25 protein-coding genes are annotated in these 22673 nt (G+C 62.5%); 8 read left to right on the plus strand and 17 right to left on the minus strand.

Features of this window, described 5'->3' with window-relative positions; all coding sequences use genetic code 11:
* A partial coding sequence (locus tag ATN37_RS17015) for a hypothetical protein (protein WP_230691793.1) occupies positions 1-845 on the minus strand: 845 nt, incomplete at its 3' end.
* A 116-nt stretch (positions 846-961) separates the two neighbouring features.
* Positions 962-1963 (minus strand): PHP domain-containing protein, encoded by a 1002-nt coding sequence (locus tag ATN37_RS17020; RefSeq protein WP_047272636.1) that lies wholly within the window; start codon positions 1961-1963, stop codon positions 962-964.
* A gap of 60 nt (positions 1964-2023) precedes the next feature.
* Here ATN37_RS17020 and ATN37_RS17025 point away from each other — a divergent pair, with 60 nt between their 5' ends.
* The gene (locus tag ATN37_RS17025; protein ID WP_230359309.1) at positions 2024-2434 is read left to right on the plus strand and encodes a TIGR03668 family PPOX class F420-dependent oxidoreductase; all 411 of its coding nucleotides are present in this window, start codon (positions 2024-2026) and stop codon (positions 2432-2434) included.
* A 144-nt stretch (positions 2435-2578) separates the two neighbouring features.
* Positions 2579-3331, plus strand: a complete 753-nt coding sequence (locus tag ATN37_RS17030; RefSeq protein ID WP_218695437.1) for a cyclase family protein — start codon at positions 2579-2581, stop codon at positions 3329-3331.
* Here ATN37_RS17030 and ATN37_RS17035 read toward each other — a convergent pair.
* The 4 genes from ATN37_RS17035 to ATN37_RS17050 form a co-directional block, all read right to left on the minus strand.
* Positions 3320-4876: a GGDEF domain-containing protein gene (locus ATN37_RS17035; RefSeq protein WP_218695429.1), complete on the minus strand. Its 1557-nt coding sequence runs from the start codon at positions 4874-4876 to the stop codon at positions 3320-3322. The two genes, ATN37_RS17030 and ATN37_RS17035, sit on opposite strands and share 12 nt — an antisense overlap.
* Before the next feature lie 119 nt (positions 4877-4995).
* Positions 4996-5904: a metal ABC transporter permease gene (locus ATN37_RS17040; protein WP_050655897.1), complete on the minus strand. Its 909-nt coding sequence runs from the start codon at positions 5902-5904 to the stop codon at positions 4996-4998.
* 3 nt (positions 5905-5907) lie between these two features.
* The gene (locus ATN37_RS17045; protein WP_003942501.1) at positions 5908-6639 is read right to left on the minus strand and encodes a metal ABC transporter ATP-binding protein; all 732 of its coding nucleotides are present in this window, start codon (positions 6637-6639) and stop codon (positions 5908-5910) included.
* Entirely contained in the window at positions 6636-7562 is a 927-nt protein-coding gene (locus ATN37_RS17050; protein WP_047272640.1) for a metal ABC transporter substrate-binding protein, read from the minus strand. Before ATN37_RS17050 ends, ATN37_RS17045 begins: the two co-directional genes overlap by 4 nt.
* A 77-nt stretch (positions 7563-7639) precedes the next feature.
* Between ATN37_RS17050 and ATN37_RS17055 the strand changes: the two genes are divergently transcribed.
* The 3 genes from ATN37_RS17055 to ATN37_RS17065 all read left to right on the plus strand — a co-directional run bounded on the left by ATN37_RS17055 (position 7640) and on the right by ATN37_RS17065 (position 10266).
* Complete coding sequence (locus ATN37_RS17055) at positions 7640-8317, plus strand: SDR family oxidoreductase (protein ID WP_007729052.1); 678 nt, start codon at positions 7640-7642, stop codon at positions 8315-8317.
* Between the two features lie 138 nt (positions 8318-8455).
* Positions 8456-9364, plus strand: coding sequence for a TIGR04222 domain-containing membrane protein (locus tag ATN37_RS17060; RefSeq protein WP_075835041.1), 909 nt, complete (start codon positions 8456-8458; stop codon positions 9362-9364).
* Positions 9361-10266: a TIGR04222 domain-containing membrane protein gene (locus tag ATN37_RS17065; RefSeq protein ID WP_075835043.1), complete on the plus strand. Its 906-nt coding sequence runs from the start codon at positions 9361-9363 to the stop codon at positions 10264-10266. The genes ATN37_RS17060 and ATN37_RS17065 overlap by 4 nt, the downstream gene beginning before the upstream one ends.
* Here ATN37_RS17065 and ATN37_RS17070 read toward each other — a convergent pair.
* The 5 genes from ATN37_RS17070 to pdhA are packed head-to-tail and all read right to left on the minus strand — an operon-like array spanning position 10198 to position 16074.
* Entirely contained in the window at positions 10198-11301 is a 1104-nt protein-coding gene (locus ATN37_RS17070) for a Glu/Leu/Phe/Val dehydrogenase dimerization domain-containing protein (RefSeq protein WP_218695430.1), read from the minus strand. The two genes, ATN37_RS17065 and ATN37_RS17070, sit on opposite strands and share 69 nt — an antisense overlap.
* Before the next feature lie 24 nt (positions 11302-11325).
* Positions 11326-12720, minus strand: a complete 1395-nt coding sequence (lpdA, locus tag ATN37_RS17075; protein WP_256933358.1) for a dihydrolipoyl dehydrogenase — start codon at positions 12718-12720, stop codon at positions 11326-11328.
* Positions 12720-13943 (minus strand): dihydrolipoamide acetyltransferase family protein, encoded by a 1224-nt coding sequence (locus ATN37_RS17080; protein WP_218695431.1) that lies wholly within the window; start codon positions 13941-13943, stop codon positions 12720-12722. The genes lpdA and ATN37_RS17080 overlap by 1 nt, the downstream gene beginning before the upstream one ends.
* The gene (locus ATN37_RS17085; RefSeq protein ID WP_218695432.1) at positions 13940-14944 is read right to left on the minus strand and encodes an alpha-ketoacid dehydrogenase subunit beta; all 1005 of its coding nucleotides are present in this window, start codon (positions 14942-14944) and stop codon (positions 13940-13942) included. Before ATN37_RS17085 ends, ATN37_RS17080 begins: the two co-directional genes overlap by 4 nt.
* Before the next feature lie 2 nt (positions 14945-14946).
* Positions 14947-16074, minus strand: a complete 1128-nt coding sequence (pdhA, locus tag ATN37_RS17090; RefSeq protein WP_218695433.1) for a pyruvate dehydrogenase (acetyl-transferring) E1 component subunit alpha — start codon at positions 16072-16074, stop codon at positions 14947-14949.
* A gap of 154 nt (positions 16075-16228) precedes the next feature.
* Between pdhA and ATN37_RS17095 the strand changes: the two genes are divergently transcribed.
* Genes ATN37_RS17095 through ATN37_RS17105 form a run of 3 tightly spaced genes read left to right on the plus strand, consistent with a single transcriptional unit; the run spans position 16229 to position 17893 of the window.
* A complete protein-coding gene (locus ATN37_RS17095) occupies positions 16229-16699 on the plus strand; it encodes an Lrp/AsnC family transcriptional regulator (RefSeq protein WP_037130242.1) in 471 nt (156 codons plus the stop codon).
* A gap of 46 nt (positions 16700-16745) precedes the next feature.
* A complete protein-coding gene (locus tag ATN37_RS17100) occupies positions 16746-17570 on the plus strand; it encodes a DUF692 domain-containing protein (protein ID WP_007729070.1) in 825 nt (274 codons plus the stop codon).
* Positions 17567-17893 carry a hypothetical protein gene (locus tag ATN37_RS17105; RefSeq protein WP_007729071.1) on the plus strand — a complete coding sequence of 109 codons (327 nt, stop codon included), beginning with the start codon at positions 17567-17569 and terminating at the stop codon, positions 17891-17893. The genes ATN37_RS17100 and ATN37_RS17105 overlap by 4 nt, the downstream gene beginning before the upstream one ends.
* Here the strand turns inward: ATN37_RS17105 and ATN37_RS17110 are convergent.
* The 6 genes from ATN37_RS17110 to ATN37_RS17135 form a co-directional block, all read right to left on the minus strand.
* The gene (locus ATN37_RS17110; protein ID WP_218695434.1) at positions 17882-18676 is read right to left on the minus strand and encodes a family 1 encapsulin nanocompartment shell protein; all 795 of its coding nucleotides are present in this window, start codon (positions 18674-18676) and stop codon (positions 17882-17884) included. The genes ATN37_RS17105 and ATN37_RS17110 overlap by 12 nt on opposite strands.
* Positions 18673-19731, minus strand: a complete 1059-nt coding sequence (locus tag ATN37_RS17115; protein ID WP_042447536.1) for a Dyp-type peroxidase — start codon at positions 19729-19731, stop codon at positions 18673-18675. The genes ATN37_RS17110 and ATN37_RS17115 overlap by 4 nt, the downstream gene beginning before the upstream one ends.
* A 68-nt stretch (positions 19732-19799) precedes the next feature.
* Entirely contained in the window at positions 19800-20756 is a 957-nt protein-coding gene (locus ATN37_RS17120) for an SMP-30/gluconolactonase/LRE family protein (RefSeq protein ID WP_007729077.1), read from the minus strand.
* 33 nt (positions 20757-20789) lie between these two features.
* Entirely contained in the window at positions 20790-21746 is a 957-nt protein-coding gene (locus tag ATN37_RS17125; RefSeq protein WP_149357876.1) for an alpha/beta fold hydrolase, read from the minus strand.
* Position 21747: 1 nt separating this feature from the next.
* Positions 21748-22122, minus strand: a complete 375-nt coding sequence (locus tag ATN37_RS17130; protein ID WP_003942502.1) for a nuclear transport factor 2 family protein — start codon at positions 22120-22122, stop codon at positions 21748-21750.
* A 65-nt stretch (positions 22123-22187) separates the two neighbouring features.
* A partial coding sequence (locus ATN37_RS17135; RefSeq protein ID WP_218695435.1) for a hypothetical protein occupies positions 22188-22673 on the minus strand: 486 nt, incomplete at its 5' end.

The following is a 22673-nucleotide window of genomic DNA, read 5'->3' on the forward strand; positions in this document are numbered from 1 at the left end:
CGAGCAAACGCCTCGGTGACCCATTCCGGCGTGCTTCGATAGCCGGAAAGGGCGGCGCGGCGACATCCATCCAACTCCACGCTCACAGGAGTACCACCCGAACCGTCAACCCGTAGGAGGGTTGATGATGCTGTCGCTGTCGCGATCTGATCACAAGGCTGAGCTATAGGAGCATCGGCTATGGCGGCAACCACGTCTCGACTCTCCGCTTCGGACAGGCGAATAACGTCCACGTCTGTCTGAGATTCATGCCGGCACACGGATAGTCCTGCAGCATCAGCGACAGGCGTAGCCAGCTCATTGTCTAGCGGGTCATAGCCTTCGCCTCTCTCGAACTGCTCGCGCGCCTTGTCAACTTCTCTGGCATCTGTCCGGTCGAATTGAACGGCAGACGAGCGATCGCAATTCGCCATCGTCGGAGAAAGACTCAACGAAGTTCGGACACGTTCGACTTCATGCAGAGATCGAAGCGAATCGAGAGGCCCGACTTGAAAGCCGCACGGACTCGACGGCCAGGCCGGAAACATCACTTGTCCGGCGCTGTTGGCCATCCACAGTTTGACGGGAACCAGTTCGCTTGTGACACAACTCGCAACGACATTGTCGGGAAAGCGTTTGGAGTCGACACGATATGCATCCTTGACGGCGGCTACGTCACCTTCGAGTCGAACCATGTCGACGGTTAGCGCTCCGGAGGCATCTTCGCCGACTTCGCAACGAAATACTGCCACTGGATCGAAATCAGATGGAAGATACCCTGTTTCGTGTTTCGGACGCGAATACAGATCGACACCGAACAGGCCCCATGCGACTTCAATTCCGAGACAGTCGGCAGTCTCGAACACCCGAGCCTCAGGAGGTGTGAAGTACACCGAATCTCGCCAGAACGGAGCCGAACAAGCGGTGACCAGGCAAAGCGACGCCACCAACGGCACCGACAGCAGCGCGCGTGCCGAGACCGTCAATTGCCCGCCCACTCCAGAAGGTTGTCGGCGGTCCAGGTATTGATCACCCGATCGGCTTCGACACCGCACTTTTCGGCCCGGTCACAGCCGTAGCCCTGCCAAGCCAGCTGACCGGGGGCATGGGCGTCAGTGTCGATGGAGAAAAGACAATCGAGATCGCGGGCCAACTCGATCAAACGCGAAGGCGGGTCACGACGCTCCGGTCGGGAATTGATCTCAACGGCTGTGCCTGATTCGCGGCAGGCCTCGAACACTTTCTCCGCGTCGAACTGCGACTCGGGCCGGGTTCCGCGAGCACCCTCGACAAGACGCCCGGTGCAGTGTCCGAGAATATCGACACGCGGGTTTCGCACTGCAGCAAGCATTCTGCGGGTCATCGCCTCACGTTCGGACCGCAGCTTGGAGTGGACGCTCGCCACCACGATGTCGAGTTCGTCGAGCAGATCGGGATCCTGGTCGAGTGAACCGTCCTCGAGGATGTCCACCTCGATTCCCGTGAGAATGCGGAAGGGAGCCAATTCGGCATTCAACCCGGCTATCACGTCGAGTTGAGACCGTAGGCGCTCCGCGGACAGCCCGTTGGCAACTGTGAGGCGAGGCGAATGGTCGGTGAGGGCGCAGTAGTCATGGCCGAGTGCTGCTGCGCGTCGCATCATTTCTTCGATGGGGCTTCCACCATCGGACCAGTCGGAGTGGGTGTGGAGGTCGCCGCGGAGGGCTTGTCGCAATGGGCTGTCGCCGATGGGCTCAGCCTGCCCCCGCAGTTCCTCGAGATACTCGGGGATGCCGTCGTACGACTGAGCGATAATCGTGGCAGTCTTCGGCCCGATGCCGGTGAGGGCCTTCCAACTGTCGGCTTTCCGGCGAGACTCCTTCTGCTCGTCGGACAATCCTGAAAAGACCTCCGCAGCTCGGCGATAGGCCTTGACGCGGTGCGTTTCAGCGCGTGATCGTTCGAGCCAGTAGGCGATCTCCCGAAGCGCTTCATCCGGTTCCATGAGACCACTGTTCCGTCAGCAGCGGCTCGCGGCAACCCTTGATCCCCTTACGCTGTGAATATGGACGACCCGAGAGCACGATTTGAAGCCGCGCGGGTGGCTCACCTGGCAACGGCAGATGCGGCCGGCGTTCCGCACATCGTGCCGCTGGTATTCGTCTTGGTCGGCGGCACCGTCTATTCCTGTGTCGACCACAAACCGAAAACCACGACCGCTCTTCGCAGGCTCCGGAACATCACCGAGACGGGGCGCGCAAGCCTGCTGGTCGATCATTACGACGACGACTGGTCCGCGCTCTGGTGGGTCCGCGTCGACGGACATGCGGAGGTTCTCAACCCGGGCACCAAGGAGTCCGAGAGCGCGATCGATGCTTTGGCCGCAAAGTATCCGCAGTACGTAGATCACCGACCGCACGGACAGGTCATAGCTGTCCGCGATGTGGAGTGGTCGTCATGGTCCGCAGCAGCCTAAGGTTCTGTCCTAGTGTTCAAGGAGCGAAAGTGATTGCAACACTCTCAATTCGGACAAATTGGCGGGGGATCGATGAAACGACGGCAGTTACTTCAGCGCGCAGCCACAGGTCTGGCGCTGGTAGCGGGACCTCAGGTGATCGACATGGGTAGCAGTTCCGGAAGCAGTCAAGACGCAACAAGCCCGTTGAACGAACAGTTGTCGGTTGTTTCGCTCTCACACGTGAACGACCCGGCGACGACACCGGTTTTTCCAGGCGACCCCGAGTTCACTCTCGACACAGCGGCCACCATCGCAAACGACGGCTACTACCTCCAGTACGTCAAGGAAGGTGAGCACACGGGCACGCATTGGGGCGCACCCGCACACTTCCAGGAAGGCGGCCTCACAGCCGACCAACTCGATCCGGCGGACCTCTTCCTCCCCGCAGTGAAGATCGACATCCGGGACAAGGCTGCCGCCGATTCGGACTATGCGCTCACGGTCGCGGACCTGCAGGAATGGGAAACGCGCAACGGCAAGATCCCCGATGGAGCGGCCGTAGTTCTCTGGACCGGGTGGGAATCGCGCTGGGGTAGCGAAGAATATGCCAACTTCGATGCCGAGGGCGTCACCCACCAGCCCGGCTTCTCGGTGGACGCGGCGCGGTGGCTGATAGACACCGGCCGTTTGGGCACCCGCGGAGCATTGGGAACCGACACGTTCGGTCCCGACCTCGGAAACGACGAAACCTACCCCGTCTCGACAATCCTGTACGACAAGCATCGAATCAGCCTGGAGAACTTGAACAATCTTGCCGCCCTGCCAACCACCGGGGCTAGCATCCTTGTCGGTGGTGCGATCAACAAGGCCGGATCGGGTTCACCGGCAACGATTTTCGCACTACTACGGCGATAACCATTTGCGACGGTCGCCGTAGACAACGACCGCTCCCTTCCCACTTCTCTTCGCCTCGTACATCGCCGCATCGGCCTGGCGAAGAAGAGTGTGCGCGCTGAGCGGTTCGTCCCCAAACTCGAACTGCGCGGACTCGAAATGCGCGACACCAACGCTCGCACCCACCGACACCGATGTGTCTGCAGTCTGATCGGACCTGAGCGCGTCGACGATCCGGCGAGCCACGACGACGGCGTCGTCGATCGGGCCCTGCAGGAGCACTGTGAACTCGTCGCCACCGAATCGGGCGACAAACGCACCCTCGGGAACCGCTTCGCGCAGACGTGCTGTGAGAGCAACCAGTAACCGGTCGCCGGCCGGGTGCCCGTATCGATCGTTGATCTGTTTGAAGTCGTCCAGATCGACAAGCATCAGCACCCAATCGGAGTTCGTGTGGCGATAGTTTTCGATGGCGCTCGCAAAGTGTTCGTCGAACGCGGCCCGGTTTGCAAGCTCGGTGAGTGGGTCGTGATGTGCTCGGTACCTCAGCTCGTCCTGGGCAGCGGAGATCTGTTGGAGGAGCGCGTCGTTCTCGAGGAGCGTGAGTATTTGGCGCACCAGCGCGAGAACCAACACGCCGACGCCGAGTATCACGACCACGGCATCGAGGTTGCCGACGATCAGCGCCTGAACAGTCACGATCGTCGCGATCACCGCGATCAACAGATACGGCAGCAGCAACTGAGTCCGATCGCTTCGCCACTGCTGCGGCGCGTTGCGGTTCCGAGGCTCGGTTCGCTTCGTCAGCGCCGCCAAGGCGATCAACGGCGGCCCCGCGATGAACCCGGCATCGGCGATGGTCGGCATACTCTCGGCGCCGATCGCCACCAAGTACGCGTACAGGCTGTCCGAAAGGGAGAGCATCACCAACCCGCACCCGAGGAACGTCAGCGGTTCACGGATCTCTGCTACGGCCTTCGGTCCGATGACCATCAGCAAGACCATGGCGATCAGAACGAAGTCGGTGATCGGATACATCACCGCGACAAGAAACCCGAGAGATCCCGTCGGACCGGTATGAACGACGGCGCCCAGGGCCGTCGTCCACGTGAGGATGAACAATCCACCGACAACGACAAGACCGTCGAGCGTCAGCACGAGCCAGAGATGGATCGGACCGATCGCCTCACGCCGGGGCGACTGACGCACCAACGACAGAAGCGCCGGCACGGCGAACACCGGGAACATGAAGAAACCGATATCCGCGATCGACGGCGACGGAAGTGGAACGTGGAGAACCGAGCGGTAGAACGCCCAGAAGAACATCCCGAGAGTCCAGCCGGCCATACCCAGAGCCATCAGAGTTCGCCAACGACGCTCGACGCCGTGATAGCGCCGCGATGTCCACCAACAGACCGCAGTTGCGGTGGCTCCGCCGACGAGCTGGGCGATATCGTCCACCAGAACCGAAGTTCGTGGGCTGAGCAGCCCGGATCCGGCGAGAGCGATGACCGCGACAACGACGCCGAGAACCAGCCACGTGCGTCGCGCTCGGAACTGCGTCATCGAAGAACCCATCGGTGTTCAAGGCGTCACCACCGATCGTCTTGCAGCCGGCATCGTTGCGGCCGGAATGTTGTGGTGACGAATGCCCGTACGAACCTACCCGATTTGGTAGCGGATTGTTAACTGGACGAACGATCAGGAAGGCTCGTACGCCCCGCGGCGCTGTATTCCGCTCGGGTCCTACGCCGCTGCGAGGTCCATTTCGCGATCACCCCTTGCGACGGGCTGAACAGGTACACCAGAGCGAACACGATGCCCTGCGTCATGACAACCATGCCACCGGAAGCCGTGTCGAGGTAGTAGCTGACGTAGATACCGGCAATCGCGCAGACTGCGGAAACGACGGGAGCTATCACCAGCATCCGCGAAAACTTGTCGGTGAGGAGGTAGGCCGTCGCGCCGGGGATGATCAGCATCGCCACCACCAGCACGACGCCGACGGCTTGCAACGCCACAACGGACGTGAGTGCGAGGACGCCGAGTAGCAGCGCACCCAGGCGCTTGGGCGAAAGACCTATCGCGTTCGCATGGATCGGGTCGAAGGCAAACAACGTCAGATCGCGACGCTTGATCAACAGAATGCTCAACGCCAACGCGCCGAGTATCGCGACCTGCAGGAGATCTGACGAGCTCACCCCCAGCAGGTTGCCGAAAATGATGTGGTTGAGATCGGTCTGGCTGGGGGTCACCGAGATGAGAACCAAACCGAACGCAAAGAGAGTCGTGAAGACGATACCGATCGCGGCGTCTTCCTTGACGCGACTGGTGTTACGGATCAGTCCGATCAGGGCTACGGCGATCAACCCGAAGATCAAGGCCCCGATGGCAAATGGTGCGCCGACGACGTAAGCGAGGACAACACCCGGCAGCACGGCGTGCGAGACGGCGTCGCCCATCAACGACCACCCGATGAGCACCAACCAACAACTGAGCACCGCGCAGACAACCGCTGCCACAACCGCAACGGCCAACGCGCGCACCATGAATCCGTACTGGAGAGGATCAAGTAGCAGTTCTACGAGGTTCATCGATCAGGTCCTGTCCATCACGTCGAGACCGAAAGCCAGGGCGAGGTTTTCCGGTTGCAGCACGGTGTCCGGGTCGGAATGCACCAGGACCTTGCGCATGAGCAGTACCGCCTCGTCGCAGAGTTTCGGCACAGCGTGGAGATCGTGGGTCGAGACCAAGATCGACCGGCCGTCGGAAGCCAACTCTCGTAGTAGCGTAGAAATCGTTGCCTCGGAACGCTTGTCGACGCCCGCAAACGGCTCGTCCAGCAACAGTATCGACGCGTCCTGAGCGATGCCGCGTGCGACGAACGCGCGCTTCTTCTGACCACCCGAGAGCTGACCGATCTGACGATCCGCAAATTCGGTGAGTTCCACCCGCTCGAGGGCCTCTGCCACCGCCTCGCGATCTGCACGCCGCGGACGTCGCAAGAATCCGAGGTGACCGTACCTGCCCATCATCACGACGTCACGGACGCTGATCGGGAAGGTCCAGTCGACGTCTTCACTCTGCGGCACGTATCCGACGCGGCCGCTCTTGCGCGCTGTGGCTGCGTCGAGACCGGCGATTCTGACAGAACCGTTGTCCGGCTTGATCATCCCCATGATCACTTTGAACAGAGTCGACTTTCCTGAACCGTTCATGCCGATCAGTCCGCAGACGCTACCCGAGTTCAACGTCAGATCGACGTGGTCCAGTGCGTGGACCTCGCCGTAGTGAACGCTGACGTTTTCGACGCGAATGGCTTCGTTCATGATTTACCGCCGGTCAGACCGCCGAGGATGACGTCGGTGTCGTGGCGAATCATGTCCAGATAGGTGGGCACGGGACCGTCGGCTTCGGACAGCGAATCGACGTACAGCGTTCCGCCGAACTTCGCGCCGGTCGCCCCGACAACCTGCTGCATGGGGGCATCCGAGACCGTCGACTCGCAGAAGACGGCGGGAACGGAATTGGCTCGGACGAAGTCGATCGCGGCGATGATCTGCTGCGGCGTCGCCTGCTGCTCGGCATTGACCGGCCAGATGTACGCCTCGCTGAGTCCCGCGTCCCTGGCCAGATAGGAGAACGCACCCTCGCAACTGACGAGTGCACGCTGACCTGCGGGCAATGCCGCCAGCCCACTGACCAGGCCGTCCTGAACTGCTTGCAGTTCCGCCTTGTACTTCGCGCCGTTCTCCGCAAATGCCGAGGCGTTGTCCGGGTCGAGGTCGCTGAAAGCAGTCACCATGTTGTCGACGTAGATCTGCGTATTCAACGGAGACATCCATGCATGCGGATTGGGCTTGCCCGCATACGCGTCGCCGGCGATCGGAATGCCTTCGACGCCGTCGCTGACCACGACGTGTGGCACGTCCAGTCCGTTGACGAATTTCGCGAACCACGCCTCGAGGTTCATGCCGTTATCGAGGATCAGATCGGCTTCGCTCGCCCGCCGAATGTCTCCGGGCGTCGGCTCGTAGCCGTGAATTTCGGCCCCCGCCTTGGTGATCGACTCGACGCGAAGATGATCGCCGGCAACGTTCTGGGCGATGTCCGACAGCACGGTGAACGTGGTGAGCACCACCGGGCGGTCGTCGTCGGAGCCAGAACTCACCGCAGAACAGCTGGACAGAAGCAGGGCGGCGAGGGCGGCAATTCCCAGGCGGCGGAAGTTCTTCGCGTCGCGTGTCGTCATGGTCGAACTCTAATATGTGGGTAAACAAATACACAAGTTCGTCTAGCCGAATAATCCTCACTCGATAGGCTCGCACCATGCGTCCTACTGCCTTGATCACCGGTTCCAGTCGCGGCCTCGGAGCTGCCATCGCACGCGAACTGGCGCCGACACACGACCTGCTGCTCGGTGCACGATCCGCACAGGCCCTCGAGCCGATCTGCGCCGAACTGCCCGGATCGACGCCTCTACCCCTCGACCTCACGGACTACGACGCCGTCGCCGCCGCCGCCTCGTCCATCACGACGCTCGACGTGCTGGTACACAACGCCGGCGTGGCCGACATCGGAACCATCGAGGAATCCTCGGTCGATCAGTGGCGACGCACCCTAGAGGCAAACGTCATCGCCGTCGCCGAACTCACGCGGGTTCTCCTGCCCGCGCTTCGTGCGGCCGGAGGTCACGTCGTGCTGATCAATTCGGGTGCCGGACTGCGCGCCAACGCCGGTTGGGGCTCGTATGCGGCCAGCAAGTTCGCCCTGCGCGCTTTCGGAGATGCGTTGCGCCTGGAAGAGCCGGCACTTCGGGTCACCTCCATTCACCCCGGACGGATCGACACCGACATGCAGCGCGACATCGTCGCGGGTGAGGGCGACGAGTACGACCCTGAGCGCTTCCTGAAAGCCTCCACTGTGGCGCGTGCCGTACTCACTGCCGTCGAAACACCGTCCGACGCACACCCCACGGAGATCGTGCTTCGACCTACCGGCCGGTAAATCCCCAGTTCGGCGGTAACGGAATGGTGACGATGGCCATCCGGATATCGCTTTTCCGGGCACTGGCCCGATACTGACATCAGTTGTCGGACAAAGAGACTGGACTTGTCTCAGGAGTTCATCGAGAGGTGGTGTGCGATGCATGATCATACGGATACATGGGGGATCCCCAGCCAGACTTTCCTTCAGTGGTACCTGGTGGCGGCTGCCGTCGCGATCGGACTCTCGCTGTACAGCCGAATGACTGCGCGCCGGTCACCGGTGGTCGTCGACGCTGTCCGTCGGCCGCTCACTCCTCCCGAGATCGGTGCCTTGACCAGTGACTACCAAGCGGTGCTGGCGTCGATGGCTATTCTGCGCAGCGCCGAGCTGATCAGCACCGAAGGCAAGACCAAGCTGGCACTCACTGCGGAGGACAAGAATCGTCTCGACTGGTTCACCCGTACGGTGCACAAGCGACTCGGCAACGGAAAGGTCCCGCTGCGGCAGGTGCGTCTGATGGGACGGCTGAACGTCGCACTCGCACAACTACGTACGACGTTGATCGACGAGGGATATTTGCAACGCCAGCAGGACGGTCTGACCGCTGCCCTTCGGACCGTTCCGATCGTGGCGGTCATTGCTCTCGGCGCAGTCCGTCTCGTCGCCGGAATCGCCGGCGGTAAGCCGGTCGGGTTCCTGCTCCTCACCATCATCGTTCTCGCTCTGATGATTCCACTTCTTCGCATCAAGCGTCGTCGGACAGCTTTGGGAGACAGCGAGCTTCGACGCCTCAAGCACGAAAACTCGTACCTCTCACCGAAACTGCGGCCCGCGTACACGAGCTACGGTCCCTCGCTCGCCGGGCTGTCGGCGGCGCTCTTCGGTGCGGGCGCTCTGGTTCTGATCGATCCGGCGCTGGCGGGAGCGGTAGCTGCGGGCGCCGCGTACAGCCCGGGTGGCGGAAGTTCGAGCTACTACAGTTGTGGCTCCTCATCCGGATCATCCGGCTCGGACGGCGGTGGCGGCAGTGGGAGCAGTTGCGGCGGCGGGGGGTGTGGGGGATGAGCACGCATGCAGCCGACACGTGGGGGATCCCCAGCGAGGATTTCCTCTACGGCTACATAGCCGTTGCGGCCACGCTCATGGTTCTCACTCTGGGGTGGCGTCTGATGATCCGGGCACGCCGGCACGGGTACTCAACCGAGCACGGGTATTCCGCCGAGCAACTGACGCCTCCGGAAGTCGGAATGCTCACCGGCGAGTCACGCGCCATCGCAGCATCATTGGCAATCCTGCGTAGCGCTGACCTGATCACCACCGACGGCGCTGTCCTGCGCCCGTTGGGCCCTGGCGACGAGACCCTGGACTGGTACACCCTCACCGTGTACCAGCGCCTGGCCCAGCAGGCTCTACCCCATCGTCGGCGCCAACTCGCCGAGCGTATGACGGTGGAAACAGCTCGCCTACGAAACTCTTTGGCGGACCGGGGATACCTGACCTCCGACAGCACCAGGCGTTCAATCTTTCTCTCCACAGTTCCGCTGAAGATCCTGGTGGCCGTGGGTATCGTCCGCATTGCTTTCGGACTGCACAACGACAAGCCCGTCGAGTTTCTGATTCTCGCCGTACTCGTCACCGGGTTCAGCATCCCGCTGCTCGGGCTCAACTTCGATCGAACCACCTCTGGCAAGGCGGCACGTTCGGAACTGACCACGGCACACGCCTACCTGTCCCCGCGCAACAAGCCTGCCTTCTCCGCCTACGGACCGCGTTTGGCGGGAATGTCCGCTGCTCTTTTCGCCGGTTCGGCGATGCTGATGATCAATCCCGCCTTGGCCTCCGCCGCCGGAATCGGTGCCGACGGCAGCGGAAGTAGCGGGGGTTCGGACGGTGGCGGTTCAGACGGGGGAGGCGGCAGCTGCAGCGGGGGTGGCGGATGTGGCGGCGGCGGTGGATGCGGGGGATAGCCGCGCCCGGGCGAGCATAAGCGCTGCGGCCTCGGTAGTGATGCCACGTTCCTCGCTCAACGAGTACACCTCGTCCAAGGTTCGACCGATCCCGCGGGTTCGTTCGACGACGTCGTCTTCGTTCCACCCCAAGACTTCTCGCCCCACGAGGTGAAAGGCTCCGCCTGCGTTCGCGACGAAATCAGGGGCACAGAGAACCCCGCGGTCTCGCAGAACCTCACCGGCAGCGGCATCGGTCAAGATGTTGTTTGCTGCGCCCGCCACGGCCATAGTCGGAATCGACGCAGCCGCAGCGAAATCGATGATGCCTCCCATCGCGCAGGGGGCAAAGAGGTCACACGGTGTTCGGAGGACCTCGCCGGCAGGAACGACCGTGTGCCCCGCGAGAGAAGCCGCCTCGAGGCGCTGCGGGTCCGTATCGGCAACCAGCAGACGTGCGCCAGCCTGCGCTGCGAGACGGACGACGTCGCCGCCGACGGCGCCGAGCCCCTGTACCAGTACCGTTCGGCCGTCGAGTGTTCCGAGTCCTCGGCGACGCGCCGTGGCCTTCATCGCTTCGAACACACCCAGAGCGGTGGCGTGCGCGCTGGAACCGGCGCCACCGTTGCCGACCGAACGCCCGAAGACGTATTTGGTGGTGCGGCTGAGCTGATCCATGTCGGAAGAGTTGGTGTTGACGTCAGGACCAGTCCAGTAGTTTCCTTCGAGCTTGTCGATGTTCTCGGCGTGGATGTCGAGGATACGGGTCCAGGTTGCGGCGTCGATCTGATTGCGCGGTGCAGGTAGCGCTATTACCGACTTCCCGCCACCCATCGGCAGATCGGAGACCGCCATCTTCAAAGTCATTGCGCCGGCCAACTTCCCGGCGTCCGCCAATGCGTGACCGATGGAGGGATAGTGAGCGGCCCGCGTGCCACCCGACGCCGGTCCCAGACGGGTGGAGTCGATTCGAATCACGAAAGTCGTGCCGGTCTCCCGATCATGGCGTGTGACGGTCAGTTCACCGTCCCAGCGCAGTTCGTCGTCGATACTCATTGAATCTCCTTTTCTGTCTCCGGGTCAGTTGTGGGCGTGCAGTGGTGTTCCCGCGAGTGCGAGCATGGCCTCGCCCAACGCTTCGTTCTGACTGGGGTGCGCGTGGATGAAACGCCCCACTTCATCGGGAAGTGCTTCCCAGGCAACGGCCAACTGCGCCTCACCGATCAGTTCGCCGACGCGGTCTCCCACCAGGTGAACTCCGACAACAGGGCCTTTCGTTCCGCTTCGAATCACTTTGATTCCGCCGGTAGTTCGCAGGATCTGACTCTTGCCGTTACCTGCCAGGTCGTAGATGACGGTGGAGACGTCGGCGTACTGCGTGCGCGCCGCCTCTTCGTCGAGTCCGATCGATGCAACTTCGGGATGTGAGTACGTCACGCGAGGAATCAGGTGTTCGGCGACCGGTATCGGATCCTTGCCGGCAATCTGTTCGGCCACAAAGATTCCTTGTTGGAAACCTCGGTGCGCCAACGCAAGACCGGGCACGATGTCGCCGACCGCGTACACACCGTCCACGGACGTACGGAGGCGTTCGTCGGTGACGACAAATCCCTTGTCGAGGCTGATTCCGTTTTCTTCGAAACCGTTACCGTCCGTGCGAGGTCCGCGGCCGACGGCGACCAACAGTAGGTCGGTGTCGAGTTTCGTTCCGTCGCTAAGTTCGATGCGGACGGAATCGGCTGCTTCTTTCGCGGAATCGACCTTTGTGTCTGTCTTACAGACGATTCCACGTTTCCGGTATGCCCGCTCCAGCTGCTTCGACGACCACGGATCCTCGGCGGCGATCAGTCGGGGGAGTGCCTCGACGATCGTTACTTGGGCGCCGAACGAGCGCCAGAGGCTTGCGAACTCGACGCCGATGACACCGCCACCGAGTACCGTTGCGCTGGTGGGCACCCGGTCGAGTTCGAGTGCCTGGTCGCTGGTGACGATCCGTCGGCCGAGTTCGATGCCGGGGAGTTCCCGCGGATACGAGCCGGTGGCCAGAACGAGTGATGTTCCGGTGTAGCGGGTTCCGTCGACGTCGATGCTTCGCCCACCGACGTACGTTCCGTATCCGTTGACGATAGTGATCTTGTGTTGCGCCAACAAACCTTGCAGACCGCTGTACAGCCGCTCGACTGTCCCGTTCTTGTAGTCGTGCACCTGCGCGATGTCGATGCCGTCAAAAGATGCCCGGACTCCGAATTGCTCACTGGTGCGTGCCGAGTCGGCCACCTCGGCGGAATGCAGCAGTGCCTTGGTCGGGATGCATCCGCGGTGCAGGCACGTTCCGCCGACCTTGTCCGCTTCGATCAGCGTGACCGACAATCCGAGTTGAGCGGCGCGGATGGCGCAGGCATAGCCGCCCGATCCTCCACCGAGGATCACGACGTCGCTGTGGGGTTCTGCAGTTGTCATCGGAGCCTTGGTCATCAGAGCCTTCCCAGGACGCGGATCGGGTTCTCGATGTAGTCACCGAACAGCCTGAGGAATCCGCCGGCTTCGCCTCCGTCACAGACGCGGTGGTCGAAGCTCAACGAGATCTGAGTGACCTTACGAACGGTCAACTCGCCGTTCACGACCCACGGCTTGTCGATGATGCGTCCGATCCCCAGAATTGCCGCCTCGGGGTGATTGATGATCGGAGTCGATCCGTCGACCCCGAATACCCCGTAGTTGTTGAGCGTGAACGTGCCGCCGGTCAGGCGGGCGGGTTCGAGCTTGCCGTCGCGGGCAAGGTCGGTGGTCACCCGAAGTGCTTGTGCGAGTTCGACGGTGCTCAGGGCGTCCGCATTTCGAATGACCGGTACCATCAATCCCTTCGGTGTCTGCGCGGCGATCCCCAGGTGGGTGCGGGCGTGTCGGACGATCTCGCCTCGAGCAGTATCGACCGACGAGTTCAGTTCGGGGTACTGCGCCAACGCCGCGATGGTCAGCCGAGCCAGGAGCGCCATCAGGCTGATCTTGTCGGAATCGGGCAGTGACTTGTTGATCTCGGCTCGCGCCGCCAACAGTTCGGTGGCGTCGACGTCAACCCAGGTTGTTGCGTCCGGGATCTCACGGCGGCTGGTGGACAGCTTGTCGGCCACCACCTTGCGTAGTCCCTTGATCGGGATGCGTTGGTCGCTCACGTGCGACGTTTCCGTCTCCGGGCCGGTGTTCGACCCGGCCTCGACGTCAGCACGCGTTATCACCCCGCCGGCACCCGACCCGGAGAGCAAGGACAGGTCGATATCGTTGTCAAAGGCGAGTTTACGAACGATTGGTGAGATCACGCGTACCGACGGAGCCGCTCTGCGACGGCGTCTCGGTGCATCCTCGCTGGTGCCGTAGCCGATCAGGACGTTGCCCGAACCGGCGCGTTCCTCTTCGCGGTAGCGCTCGTGGTTGGCCGAAACGACCGCGTCGACACTCTCGCCACCACTCACGGTGATCAGCGGTGTGCCCACCTTCAGGGTGTCTCCGTCTTTGCCGTGTAGTTCGATCACGGTCCCGGCGAACGGGATGGGCACATCCACAGCAGCTTTCGCAGTTTCCACCTCGACGACGATCTGATCGATGGTGACCACGTCGCCTACCTTGACGTGCCACTCCGCGATGTCGGCCTCCGCCAGTCCTTCGCCGAGGTCGGGGAGCATGAAAACCTGATTGCTCATGCCGTCACCGCCCAACGGGTGTCCGGGGCGTCGTTCCACTGCAGACGGTCGACGGCGTCCAGGACCCGGTCGATGCTGGGCAGGTGGTGACGCTCGAGCTTGGGAGCGGGGTAGGGGATGTCGAAGCCGTTGACCCGGAGCACCGGGGCATGGAGATGGTGGAAACACCGTTCCTGCACGCGGGCAGCAATTTCTGCACCCACACCGGCAAAACCCTGCGCTTCCTGGATAACGATGCAGCGTCCGGTCTTTCGCACCGATGCGGTGACCGTCTCGTCGTCGAACGGCACTATCGAGCGGATGTCGATCACCTCGATGTCCCGGCCCTCGGCTGCAGTGGCCTCGGCGGACCTCAGTGCAACATCCACGGACGGACCGTAGGCGATGAGCGTCGCGTCACGACCGGGGCGACGGACGACGGCGCGACCGATCGGCTCACGTGCGGTCAGTTCGACATCTGCTCGCGCGAAGTACAGCTTCTTGGGCTCGAGGAAGATCACGGGGTCGGGGTCCTCGATTGCCGAACGTAGCAGCGAGTACGCATCTTCCACCGTGGACGGCGCCACAACCTTCAGTCCGGGTGTGTGCGCGTAGTAGCCCTCACTGGAATCACAATGATGCTCCACCCCGCCGATACCGCCGGCAAAAGGAACACGAATGACTATCGGAATCGACAGCGCGCCCTTGGTGCGGTTGCGGATCTTCGCCACATGGGAGGCGATCTGCTCGAACGCCGGATAGGCAAACGCGTCGAACTGCATTTCCACGACCGGACGAAAACCGGCCATGGCCATGCCGATTGCGAATCCGATGATGCCGGACTCGGCGAGGGGAGTGTCGAAGCATCGGTCGTCGCCGAAGTCGCGGGTGAGGCCGTCGGTGACGCGGAAAACGCCGCCCAGGGTGCCGACGTCCTCACCGAAGACGACAACGTTGTCGTCCGCAGCCAGAGAGTCGCGTAGCGCGGTGTTGAGGGCCTGAGCCATCGTGAGCATGGGCATGGTCAGTGTCCCCCTGTGTCAGCGGCTTCGGCGGCAAGTTCGGTTTCGAGTTGGGCTTGTTGCTCACGCAATTGCGGTGTCTGCTCGGCGAAGACGTACCGGAACAGTTCGAGCGGATCGTGCGGGCGGTCGACGTTCATGCCGGCGCGTAGTGTGGCGGCCTCTGCTTCTGCCTCTGCGGTCAGTGATTCCACGAACGCGTCGTCGATCAGATCGTTTGCGCGCAGATACTTTTCGAGACGCGGCAACGGATCTCGCCCGAGCCAGGCTTCCACCTCGGCGCTGTCGCGGTAGCGGGTGGCGTCGTCGGCATTGGTATGTGCGTCGATGCGATAAGTGTGTGCCTCGACGATCACCGGTCCGTTTCCGCTGCGAACGAAGCGCGCTGCCTCGTCCATGACGGCCATCATCGCGACGGGATCGTTGCCGTCTACCTGCTCGCTGCCGATCCCGTAGCCGACGCCCTTGTGCGCCAACGTCGGTGCTGCGCTTTGGCGCGACAGTGGCACGCTGATCGCAAATCCGTTGTTCTGCACCAGAAAGATCACCGGCGCTTTGAAGACGGCGGCGAAGTTCAGCGCCTCGTGGAAATCGCCCTCACTGGTGGCGCCGTCACCACAGAGCGCCAAGGCGACGGTGTTCAAGCCCCGTCGAGACTCCCCGTAGGCCACCCCCGCTGCATGCAGCAATTGCGTTGCCAGCGGGGTGCACTGCGGCGCACTGCGCAGTGCGACCGGGTCGTATCCGCAGTGCCAGTCGCCGGCGAGCATGCTCAGAATCTGTACCGGATCGACACCCCTGGCGGCCAACGCCATCGAATCCCGGTAGGTGGGGAAGAGCCAGTCACTCGGCTCCAGACTCATCGCTGCCGCGATCTGACATGCCTCCTGCCCTCGCGAGGACGGATACACGGCCAGGCGCCCCTGTTTGGTCAGTGCCGTAGCCTGCTGGTCGAAACGCCTGCCCAGGAACATCTTTCGATACATCGCGATCAGGCGATCGTCGCTCGGTTTTGCGTAGCGGGCCTCGCTGCGCGTCAGTTCTCCGGCAGGGTCGAGGTACTGCACCGCAGAATCGGCCGGCAGGAACTTCTGATACCGCAGTTCCCCCAATGGCTCGACAAGTGTCACTTCTACCTCCAGAAGACGTTGTGTCCATCAGTATTCGCACTTCGGCGACGTAATGGCAGCAAGCGTCGAGGATTCAAGACAAACGGCCTATCATGAGGATTCGGGCAGCAATATGTCCATCAACCGACTCGACTACCGAACCAGGAATGGACAGATGGCCACCGAACCGCACGCTCTCGATGCGATCGACCGCCGCATCATCGCCGAACTGACCGCAGACAGTCGCATCTCCATGCGTGCACTGGCTGAAAAGGCGCACATATCCCGCGCTCACGCCTACGTCCGCATCGAAAGGCTCGAGGACGCCGGAATCATCACCGGATTCACGACGCGGATCGCCCATGAGAAGGCCGGACTCGGCTCCTCGGCGTACGTGGCACTCTCGATCCGGCAGCACTCGTGGCGAGGTCTGGCGGCGTCCTTGAAGGCCCTGCCGTTTGTCGAGCACTTCTCCCTCCTCGGCGGCGACTTCGACGTTCTGGTGCTGGTCCGTGCCCCGGACAACCAGGAACTACGCCACACCGTTCTCGAAGAACTCCAGGGACTCGACGGGGTTCTCTCGACCAAAACGTGGCTGATCTTCGAAGAAGGCAACGGTCCGGGACCCAACTGGCTGCCCGCCTGATCCGTCTATAGTCGCCGTTAGCAGTTGCACACGGGAGGTGACTCGAATGACCCTGCACGGCCTGGGAATCGGTTGGCGCCCCGAGGTCTCCGGAATCATCGCGCAACTCGACGGCCTGGCATTCTGCGAAGTCATTGCCGAATCCGTCGGAAACGAGATACCGCCGCACCTCGGCTCGCTGGGAGTTCCGGTGATCCCGCACGGAATCTCGCTCTCACTTGGCGGGGCCGAGGCGGTAGATCAGGCACGGATCGATCACCTTGCGCGTGCATCCCAGCTACTGGGCGCTCCCTTGGCGAGCGAGCACATCGCATTCGTGCGTGCAGGCGGCATCGAGGCCGGCCACCTGCTCCCACTTCCGCGCACCTACGAAGCCGTCGACGCCCTGGTACGCAACATCACCCGGACTCAGGACGGTCTACCGGTGCCGTTCGCCGTCGAAAACGTTGCCGCCCTGTTCGACTGGCCGGACGACGAGTTGACCGAAGGGGAGTTTCTCGCGGAGATCGTCGAGCGCACCGGAGCCCTGCTGGTTCTCGACATCGCGAACGTCTATGCCAATGCCCTCAACCGAGGGCGTGATCCCTGGGCCGAGCTGAGCCGGCTACCACTCGAGCGAATCGCATACTGCCACATCGCCGGTGGCAGCATCAGCGACGGCAAATACCACGACACGCACACCGATCCGGTACCCGAAGCCGTGCTGGAACTCCTTGCGCAGTTCACCGCCGCCGGTCACCATCCCGCCATCATGCTCGAGCGCGACGGAAACTATCCGCCGGCACTGGAATTGCTCGACGAGCTCGATGCCATCGCCGACGCAGCAGGGCTCGATCGCATCACCGCGGGCACCGATTGGTCACGCACATGAGCACGCTCGGTGAGCGTCAAGAGGCGCTGATTCGCGCACTGGTGGCGGGTGGCGAACTGCCCGAAGGCTTCGACAAAGACGAAGCCGCCGTTGTCTCGGCGGCGCTGCTCCGAAAGCGCGCAGGAGAAGTGGCGCACCACCTTCCGGTCGTGCGCCACACTCTCGGCGATCGTTATCTTCAGTTGTTCACAGCGTGGGCGGACGGACGACCGAAGTCGTCTTCGCATGCGGATGCCCAGGCCTTTGTCGCCCATCTCCAGGACATCGGCGAACTGCCTCGCCCACCCTGGTATCAGAGGTTTCGAAAGGTCTCACGCAAGTGAGACAACAGCTTCGCTGGTGTACATGAGGAACGTCATCGATTCCTGGAAGTACAGCTCGACGGAGTTCGCATCGTGCGAGAGATAGCCGATGGACAGGTCCTGGCCGAGGTGCAATTCGTAGTCACCGCCACGCGTCGACAGCAGGAAAGCGCCGTCGATGGCCGGGGCCCAGATGATCTCGCCGTCGAGGACGCGTCGCAGGTGCTCTCGGATGGGGTAGCCGTGATCGGAGGTCTCGTTGATCGCGGTGAACGCATCTGCATTCAAGAGCAGTGAGTACGGTCCGTTCACACCGGCCAAGCGCAGCGACGTGATCGCCTGGCTGATGGCTTCCGGGTAGTCCTTGGCGTCGATGGGTAGCTTCAGTTCCGGGTTGGAACCGCTGGCCCGCACGCCGGTGATGCTGGCTGCGGGGTATCCCTCGAAGATGGCGCGGTCCTCGGCGAACGCGATCTGCTTGGCCGCGTCCTTGACGGGCTGCCAGTCGGAGTCCTTGGCGCCGCGTTCGACGTCGTCGATGGCCTGACGGCTGACGGTGAACGGGACCCGCAGTTCGATGATCGGCTGGGACTGACGAGCATGTGCGATGACGCCGTCGGCCAAGGGATTGATCGGCACCTGATGCCCGAGTGGGATGGCCGCGAGATCGTCACCCAACGGTCCCTCCACATCCACGACACGACGACCGGCGACGTGACGCTTGAAGGTACGGCTCGCCTCTTCTTCGATCTCGGCCCAGGCTGCTGCCGAAATGGGTGCTAGGTCGCGGTGCAGGTTTGTCATTGCTGGGCACTCCTTTTGAGGCTGCCGATTCCGAGAGAACCGTCAGAGATGGGCGCTGTGAACGTCGCTTCGGGAACGAGCCTGGTCGGTAAGTCCGGGGGATCGTCGAGAAAGTCCGCCGTCGGAACAAAGAAATTGATTCCGGTGACGGCGGTGGAGAAATCGAGAATGCGGTCGTAATTGCCGACGGGATTCCCGATGAACATGTTGGTGAGCATCTGCTCGGTGACCGTCGGCGACGCCGAGTAACCGATGAAATAGGTACCCATCTCAGCGGAGCCGACGTGGCCGAACGGCATGTTGTCCCGCAGAATCTGGATCTGCTCACCGGATTCGTCCTCGATGACGGTGAGTGCGGTGTGGGAGTTGGCCGGCTTGGTGTCGTCGTCCATCTCGAGATCTTCGAGCTTGGAGCGTCCGATGACGTTCTCCTGCTCCTCGACGGGCAGGGAGTTCCACTCCGACATGTCGTGGAGGTACTTCTGGACGATGACGTAACTGCTGCCTGCGAAATCCGGATCCTCGTCACCGACGGTGACCGCGACGTAAGCGGCCTGCCCGGACGGGTTCTCGGTACCGTCGACAAAACCCATGAGGTCGCGTTGCTCGAAATACTTGAACCCGTGGACCTCGTCGATCACCGACGCGGCCCCGGCCAACCTGTTGGTCACGACCGTGGCGAACTCGAAGCACAGGTCCATCTGACGGGCCCGGATGTGAAACAACAGATCGCCCGGCGTGCGCGGGGCGTGGTGTTTGTCACCGGTCAACTCGACGAACGGATGCAATTCCGCCGGCCGTGGACCGTCGAAAAGTCGATCCCACGCATCCGAACCGATGCCGACGACGGCAGCCAAGCCACCGGCGGGAACCCGGAATCCGATCGAGCGCTGCAGCCCGGAAATATCCGCCAGAACGTCGTGAACTGCCTGCTCACCACCCTCGTCGATGGTGAAAACCAGGAAGATCGCAGCTTCCGTGAGCGGGGTCAGCAACGGCTGCGGTATCGCGGGAAGGGCCACTTCGGCCTCGTCGATCTCACTCGTTTCCGCCATGCAGACCAGTATGGACGATTCCGGCAGTCCCGGCATCAGTAGTGGGTAAGTCGCGTCAGGGTGTCGCGTCAGGGGGTTGCGGCCTGGGCGCCCGCGTCGAAGCCGGCCGGAATCTCGAAGATCTTTCCGTCGAACCCGGCGCGGTAGAGATGCCCGGCCGCGAAACCGGAATTGCCACGCCCGTAGGTCAACACACTCGACGCTTGCAGTCCGCTGGTGAGCGAGCAGTACTGGCCGGGTCCGTCGATCCGCCACACCTCACCACTGATGTCCGTGGGAACAATTGCGCGATCTCGCGAGTCCAAGGTCAAACCATCTGGGGCAGAAAAGGTTTCAAAACCACCGAGATCGACCAACGACTCCGAATATCCCGGATTGTCCACGGAGATGCGGCTGACACCCGGGTTTGCGAACGTGCGCGAAACGTAGAGCCAGCGATTATCGGCGCTCAGGGCAGCGCCGTTTGCACTCGGGAAGGTTGCCCACGCCGGGTCGACGGAACCATTCGGGCTGACCTTTCCGATCAGCGAACCGAAATCGTTGGTGGCGTAGATCGTCCCGTCGTGCGCGACGGCAAGGCCGTTTGCAGCGCTCAGACCACCGGCTATCGGCGTCACGGCGCCCGAGTTCACGTCCACCCGCGCGACCGACGCAGCACGCGTCAGATCGCCGATCAGCACGCCGGCGTTTGCTCCGGTACCCACCAGCAGTGAACCGTCCGGGCTCCACGCGAGTGCGCCCGCACCGCCGGGAACCGTCGCGATCGGAACTGCGGCCTGACCAGGCCCGTCGACGCGGAAGATCCGCCCACTCACCAGGTCGGTCGTATACAGGCGCCCTTGCCCGTCCACCGTGACACCCTCGAGGGCCGCACCCGGAATCTGGGCGCTGAGTATGGCGGGTGACGATCCAGGGCAGGGCGGCGCGGCGGCGGCACCGGACACGCCCAGAGCCAGAAGCGAACCGGCAACAAGAGCACCGGTGATACCAACACGAATACCGCGATCGAAGATCCTGGTGCGCATCTGCGCAACGCTAGACCCTCTGTCCGATTTCACCTAGAGACTCCGAAGGAAAGAGATCAAAAGTTCATTGACCTCGACAGCGCGTTCTTGTTGTACGAAGTGCCCCGCACCGCCGAGGAGATGTACACCCCGCAGGTCGGGGACGGTGTCCTTCATTCGGTCCAGTGCCTTGGGACCGCTCATCGCGATGACCGGGTCTTCCGCGCCCGCAACGAAGAGCGTCGGGACCTCGACGTGCGCGCCGTCCAGATCCGCGCTGCGTTCCCAATTGGCGTCATACGCTCGGTACCAGTTCAAGCCACCGGTGAAACCTGTTGCAGTAAAGGCCTTTACATAGACATCCAAATCATCCTCGGTGAGCCACGACCACGGCAACGCCGGCGCCTCGGGAAGTACGTCGAGATAGCCGTTTCCTTCGGAGGGGTTCTTCCACACATCGAGGTACCGGTAAGCCCCGGACAAGGCGTGGAAGAGCCGCTGAAGGAATTCACGTGGACGGGCGTCGAGTTCGCGCTCCGCGACACCCGGTTCCTGAAAATAGTGAATGTGCAGAAAGTGCTTGCGCGCCAAGGCGGCGTAGATGGCCGAGGGCTTGGCCGGGAATCTGTCCGGCGCATAGGGAACCGCCAAGGAGACCAGTCCCGCAACGCGATCGGGGTGACGAAGCGCTGTCGTCCACGCGGCCGGAGCGCCGAAATCGTGTCCGACGAACACCGCTTTGTCGATTCCGAGAGCGTCGAGTAGGTCGATCAGCCGGTTCGCGACGGCGTCGTTGGTGTAGTCCTCGATCGCGTCGGGGCGGGTAGTGCCGCCGTAACCGGGCATGTCGAGTGCAATCGACCGAAAACCCGCTTCCGCCAACGCTGCCGACTGATGGCGATAGCTGTATCCGAGGCCGGGAAAGCCGTGGCACATGACCACAGCTGTCCCGGAACCGGAATCGTCGATCTGCCAACAGAATCCGTCGACGTCGATCGTCTTGACCGTCATGTCAGGCGGTGATCATGTCTTCCTGGTTCCAGAATGCGCGCATCGACAGGATCTTTCCGTCGTCGTCGAAGGTCATGACGTCGATGGGTGCGATGGTCAGGGTCTGCTCGCCGAGCTTGGTGATCAGCGAGAAGTGGAATGCCGCTTCGTTTCCGGCGATGCGGAGGGTCTGAAGGTGAGCTTCCTGGTCGAAATTCTCGATCACGGAGTAGAACTCGAGAATGGACTCGCGGGTGGTGCGCACGTCGGTACCAACCGGGTCTTCGACCGTTGCACCCTCTGCGTACAGGGCCACAACCTGGGCAGCAGTGCCCGTCGCAACGGTCTCGATGTAGGCGTCGACGGTCTTGCGGATTACCTCTGCGGACGGTGCCATGGTCTACCCCTCGTAGTTAGAACAGGTTCTAATTCTGAGGATAACCCACGTCTCCCGTCCGCGGGTCAGGTTTCGAGCACCCTGCGCAAGCGAGCCTTCTTCCGGTTCTCCCGCACGATCCAGACGACATCGGTGTCGTCCGACGCCCCCAGGGAGACGAATGCCGGCAGGGCATTCTCCGGATCCGCCGCAACCGCGACACTCCAGCAGTATCCGAGCGTCTGCCGGAGAGTCCGTGTGTCGGCGTCACGACGGGAATCAGCCGGTTGCGAGACGATCCACTCGGTAGCGTCTCGGCACACCTGAACGGCCAGCGCAGCGTTGGTCTTGTCCTTCAGCAACCGTGGCTCGCAGATCCCCGCAGCCGCTGCGCGCAGCGTCAATGGATGAGCGGAGCGTGACCACTGCTCGATGATCGCCCGCAATAATTGCGGATCCGTGTCGCCTATCGCCTGAACGGCCATCGCGGCAGCTTCACGTGCACGCCACGACGCACTGGTGGTTGCCTCCGTCAGACTGTTCAGAACAGCCTTGTCGCGTGAACGAACAAG

Origin of the sequence: Rhodococcus sp. MH15 (assembly GCF_019266045.1) — a bacterium.
Taxonomy (GTDB): domain Bacteria; phylum Actinomycetota; class Actinomycetes; order Mycobacteriales; family Mycobacteriaceae; genus Rhodococcus_F; species Rhodococcus_F qingshengii.

What these genes read in the sequence shown, in the direction of transcription:
- ATN37_RS17080 (WP_218695431.1), bottom strand. Translation starts at nt 13,943, where the DNA reads ATGAGCAATCAGGTTTTCATGCTCCCCGACCTCGGCGAAGGACTGGCG.
- ATN37_RS17045 (WP_003942501.1), bottom strand. Translation starts at nt 6,639, where the DNA reads ATGAACGAAGCCATTCGCGTCGAAAACGTCAGCGTTCACTACGGCGAG.
- ATN37_RS17070 (WP_218695430.1), bottom strand. Translation starts at nt 11,301, where the DNA reads ATGAGTATCGACGACGAACTGCGCTGGGACGGTGAACTGACCGTCACA.
- ATN37_RS17100 (WP_007729070.1), top strand. Translation starts at nt 16,746, where the DNA reads ATGACCCTGCACGGCCTGGGAATCGGTTGGCGCCCCGAGGTCTCCGGA.
- ATN37_RS17040 (WP_050655897.1), bottom strand. Translation starts at nt 5,904, where the DNA reads ATGAACCTCGTAGAACTGCTACTTGATCCTCTCCAGTACGGATTCATG.
- ATN37_RS17095 (WP_037130242.1), top strand. Translation starts at nt 16,229, where the DNA reads ATGGCCACCGAACCGCACGCTCTCGATGCGATCGACCGCCGCATCATC.
- lpdA (WP_256933358.1), bottom strand. Translation starts at nt 12,720, where the DNA reads ATGACCAAGGCTCCGATGACAACTGCAGAACCCCACAGCGACGTCGTG.
- ATN37_RS17030 (WP_218695437.1), top strand. Translation starts at nt 2,579, where the DNA reads ATGGGTAGCAGTTCCGGAAGCAGTCAAGACGCAACAAGCCCGTTGAAC.
- ATN37_RS17115 (WP_042447536.1), bottom strand. Translation starts at nt 19,731, where the DNA reads ATGGCGGAAACGAGTGAGATCGACGAGGCCGAAGTGGCCCTTCCCGCG.
- ATN37_RS17065 (WP_075835043.1), top strand. Translation starts at nt 9,361, where the DNA reads ATGAGCACGCATGCAGCCGACACGTGGGGGATCCCCAGCGAGGATTTC.
- ATN37_RS17050 (WP_047272640.1), bottom strand. Translation starts at nt 7,562, where the DNA reads ATGACGACACGCGACGCGAAGAACTTCCGCCGCCTGGGAATTGCCGCC.
- ATN37_RS17105 (WP_007729071.1), top strand. Translation starts at nt 17,567, where the DNA reads ATGAGCACGCTCGGTGAGCGTCAAGAGGCGCTGATTCGCGCACTGGTG.
- ATN37_RS17025 (WP_230359309.1), top strand. Translation starts at nt 2,024, where the DNA reads ATGGACGACCCGAGAGCACGATTTGAAGCCGCGCGGGTGGCTCACCTG.
- ATN37_RS17055 (WP_007729052.1), top strand. Translation starts at nt 7,640, where the DNA reads ATGCGTCCTACTGCCTTGATCACCGGTTCCAGTCGCGGCCTCGGAGCT.
- ATN37_RS17085 (WP_218695432.1), bottom strand. Translation starts at nt 14,944, where the DNA reads ATGCCCATGCTCACGATGGCTCAGGCCCTCAACACCGCGCTACGCGAC.
- ATN37_RS17020 (WP_047272636.1), bottom strand. Translation starts at nt 1,963, where the DNA reads ATGGAACCGGATGAAGCGCTTCGGGAGATCGCCTACTGGCTCGAACGA.
- ATN37_RS17110 (WP_218695434.1), bottom strand. Translation starts at nt 18,676, where the DNA reads ATGACAAACCTGCACCGCGACCTAGCACCCATTTCGGCAGCAGCCTGG.
- ATN37_RS17125 (WP_149357876.1), bottom strand. Translation starts at nt 21,746, where the DNA reads ATGACGGTCAAGACGATCGACGTCGACGGATTCTGTTGGCAGATCGAC.
- ATN37_RS17120 (WP_007729077.1), bottom strand. Translation starts at nt 20,756, where the DNA reads ATGCGCACCAGGATCTTCGATCGCGGTATTCGTGTTGGTATCACCGGT.
- ATN37_RS17060 (WP_075835041.1), top strand. Translation starts at nt 8,456, where the DNA reads ATGCATGATCATACGGATACATGGGGGATCCCCAGCCAGACTTTCCTT.
- ATN37_RS17130 (WP_003942502.1), bottom strand. Translation starts at nt 22,122, where the DNA reads ATGGCACCGTCCGCAGAGGTAATCCGCAAGACCGTCGACGCCTACATC.
- ATN37_RS17035 (WP_218695429.1), bottom strand. Translation starts at nt 4,876, where the DNA reads ATGACGCAGTTCCGAGCGCGACGCACGTGGCTGGTTCTCGGCGTCGTT.